This is a genomic window from Aquisalimonas sp. (genome assembly GCF_007120195.1).
Lineage (GTDB): Bacteria > Pseudomonadota > Gammaproteobacteria > Nitrococcales > Aquisalimonadaceae > Aquisalimonas.
Genome location: NZ_SKOG01000243.1, coordinates 1 through 3,802 on the forward strand (window position 1 = coordinate 1; position 3,802 = coordinate 3,802).

The window sequence follows — 3,802 nt, forward strand, 5'->3', positions numbered from 1 at the left end:
CCGCCTCGGAGGCGCACCGGCAAGCCCTCCGGGAGCGCCTGTCCGGCCGCGCAGCGGTGTTGCGCCTCTTGCCAAGGGCGACGGCCATTGGCTGCGAGCCGCGCCTTGCTCCACGGCCGGACAGGCAGCTCAAAAGACAACGAATTTCGGTTACAGGACACTAGGTGGCCACCACCCAGCCAACGGTGGATAGCATTATGATCATCACCCCAGGCCCAAGCCCGACGGAGCTGCGCCAGGCCATCCGCGAGTCCTATCACGCAGATGAAACGTCCATGATCGAAACACTGGTTGCAGAGGCAACTAACGAACCCGCACGACAACAGCGCATTGCCGAGGAAGCCGCGACACTCGTGAGGACCGTTCGCGACAACCGCGTCTCCCAGGGCGGCGTTGACGCGTTACTACACGAGTACGACCTCTCGAGCAAGGAGGGTGTCGTGCTCATGTGCCTGGCAGAGGCGCTGATGCGCGTCCCTGATTCCACCACCGCAGATCAGCTCATCCGCGACAAGATCAGTACCGGCAACTGGGAATCCCACTTGGGGCACAGCGAATCAATCTTCGTGAATGCCTCCACCTGGGGATTGATGCTCACAGGGCGCGTGGTCCGCTTCGACGAGCGCTCAACGCGGGATCTGGCCTACACCATACGCCGCATGGTCCAGCGCAGCGGCGAGCCGGTCATCCGCCAGGCCATCCGGCAGGCCATGCGCATTATGGGTAAGCAGTTCGTCATCGGCCGCACCATTGAAGAGGCCCTCAAACGCGCCCGGGAGGACGAAAAACAGGGCTGCCGGCACTCCTACGACATGCTGGGCGAGGCGGCGCGCACGATGGACGACGCCGATCGCTACTTCGCCAGCTACCAACACGCCATCAAGGCCATCGCCCGTGCCGGCAAGGGCCGGGGCGTGCTGGACGGACCGGGAATTTCCGTCAAGCTCTCAGCCCTGCACCCCCGCTACGAGTTCGGTCACTTTCACCGCAGTCGCGACATCCTCGTGGAGCGCCTGGGGCAGCTGTCGGAACAGGCGCGGGACGCCGACATCAGCCTGTGCGTGGACGCCGAGGAGGCGGATCGCCTGGATATCTCCCTGGACGTCATCGAGGCCGTCTCCGGCGACGGCAGCCTGACCGGCTGGGACGGCTTTGGACTCGCCGTGCAGGCCTATCAGAAGCGAGCCGCGCCACTCATCGACTGGCTGGCGGATATGGCCCACCGCCACGACCGGCGATTAATGATCCGTCTGGTCAAGGGGGCGTACTGGGACAGCGAAATCAAACGCGCCCAGGAGGGCGGGCACCCGGAGTATCCGGTCTTCACACGCAAGGCGAGCACCGACGTCTCCTACCTGGCCTGCGCCCGGCGGATGCTCAAGGCCGGCAGCGACCGAATCTACCCGCAGTTCGCAACCCACAATGCCCACACCCTGGCCTGGGTGATGGAGGAAGCTGGCGAGGCGCCGTACGAGTTCCAGCGCCTCCACGGCATGGGCGAAGCCCTGTATGACCCCATCGTCGGGCGCAAGCGGGGCAACCGGCCCGTACGCATCTATGCGCCGGTGGGCAGCCACGAGGAGCTGCTGCCGTACCTGGTCCGGCGGCTGCTGGAAAACGGCGCCAATAGCTCCTTCGTCAATCGCATTCAGGATGAAAAGCTGCCCGTGGAGGAGATGGTGGCAGATCCAATGGAAGCCGTCCGCGGCCTCCAGCGCAAGCCGCACCCGCGTATCCCGCTGCCGGTGAACATCTACGGCGAGCAGCGGCGCAACTCCAAGGGCGTCAACCTGGCGGATCCTCTCACCGTGGAGCCGTTAGGCCAGAGCATGGCCGAGGCGACAGAACAGCGCTGGCAGGCAGCGCCCATCATTGGCGGGCGAGTCCGCACCGGCACCGCCCAGCCCATCCGTAACCCGGCCGATCGACGCCAGCAGGTGGGCGAGGTGGTCTGGGCCACCCAGGCACAGGCGGATGGGGCCGTGGCCATGGCCAGCCGCGCCGCCCCGGAGTGGGCGCAGACGGCCGTCGAGGAGCGCGCCAAATGCCTGGAGCGCATGGCCAACCTTATGGAAAAGCACATGGCCGAACTCATGGCTCTGTGCGTCCGGGAAGCCGGCAAAGGTATTGCGGATGCCGCGGCCGAGGTGCGCGAAGCCGTGGATTTCTGCCGCTACTACGCCCAGCGTGCACGCCTGGACTTCGGCGCCCCCATGCCGCTGCCCGGCCCCACGGGTGAGAAAAACGAGATCTCCCTGCACGGCCGTGGTGTATTCGTGTGCATCAGCCCTTGGAACTTCCCCTTGGCCATTTTTACCGGCCAGATCACGGCGGCACTGGCCACGGGGAATACAGTGGTTGCCAAGCCGGCGGAGCAAACCAGCCTCATCGGCGCCCGTGCCGTGGCGCTGCTTCACGAGGCTGGAGTGCCGCCGGAAGTACTGCAACTCCTCCCCGGCGCCGGAGAGATCGGTGGCTGGCTGATGGCCGATGAACGCATCGCCGGCGTGGCGTTTACCGGCTCCGTGCCCACCGCCCGACGCATCAACCAGACCCTGAGCAGCCGCAAGGGTCCGATCATTCCGCTGATCGCCGAGACCGGTGGCCAAAACGCCATGATTGCCGACTCCACCGCTCTGCCCGAACAGCTGGTCCGCGATGTGCTGATCTCTTCTTTCCAGAGTGCCGGCCAGCGCTGCTCTGCACTACGCGTGCTGTACGTGCAGGAGGACGTGGCCGACCACGTCTTCACCATGCTCGCCGGCGCCATCCGTGAGCTCACCGTCGGCGATCCTGCCTGGCTCGCCACCGACGTCGGCCCGGTGATCGACCCCGAGGCACAGGAGAACCTGATGGCCCATGTGGAGCACATGCGCCGCAACGCCCGGCTGATTGGCGAAGCCCCCATGGGACCGGAGACCCAAAACGGCACCTTCGTTGCTCCCGTTGCTTTCGAGATCAGCGGCATCGACGAACTGGAGGAGGAGCATTTCGGGCCGATCCTGCACGTGGTCCGCTATCGCGCCGGCGACCTGGACCGGGTCATCGACGCCATCAACGACACGCGCTACGGGCTGACCCTGGGGGTCCACAGCCGCATCGACGCGGTGGTGGAACGGGTCGCGCGCCGGGCGCGCGTGGGCAACACCTACGTCAACCGCAACCAGATCGGCGCGGTGGTGGGCGTCCAGCCGTTCGGCGGCGAGGGATTTTCCGGCACCGGGCCGAAAGCGGGCGGCCCGCGCTACCTGCACCGCTTCGCCACGGAGCGAACGGTGACCGTGGATACCACAGCCGCCGGGGGCAACGCGTCGCTGTTTGCCATGGCGGATGACGAGGACATTCCAATGTAAAGAGGACAACAAACCGGGGCAGCAATGTGGTGCGCTGATCCATCATTTCCACGCCTTGGGACTCGCCTCCAAGGTTGGCCAAAGGATACGGGTCGATTTCGATGCACCGTTGACGCGAGACGTTGATGCCCAGTACGCGCACGCCGAAAGTGGCCATGGGACCGGCGGGTTCGGGCAGGACAAGGCCGACGGGCTCTATCACGGACGCCGCCCCGTACTCGATGTTTTCGCGCGGGACACCGTCAAGGTGGACCACGCCGGAGACGCCGCCGAGACACCTGCGCCTAGTGTCCTGTCCCGTAAATACGTTGCGAAAATTGGCGTGGAGCCTGACGGTTCCTGGCAAGGCGCGCCGACGAGGCGTAGCGGGGACTACGGCGAGGAGGCGCAACGCCGCCAGGGGCCGTCAGGGCCGCGACAATCGTAACGTTATTTGCGGGACAGGACAC

At 65.9% G+C, this 3,802-nt stretch carries 2 protein-coding genes; both read left to right on the plus strand.

The features are described from left to right. The first annotated feature begins 197 nt into the window (after positions 1–197). Positions 198–3,353 carry a bifunctional proline dehydrogenase/L-glutamate gamma-semialdehyde dehydrogenase PutA gene (putA, locus tag QZT63_RS17110; protein ID WP_290652844.1) on the plus strand — a complete coding sequence of 1,052 codons (3,156 nt, stop codon included), beginning with the start codon at positions 198–200 and terminating at the stop codon, positions 3,351–3,353. A gap of 109 nt (positions 3,354–3,462) precedes the next feature. Further along, the gene (locus QZT63_RS17115) at positions 3,463–3,780 is read left to right on the plus strand and encodes a hypothetical protein (protein WP_290652846.1); all 318 of its coding nucleotides are present in this window, start codon (positions 3,463–3,465) and stop codon (positions 3,778–3,780) included. The last annotated feature ends 22 nt before the right edge of the window (positions 3,781–3,802 follow it).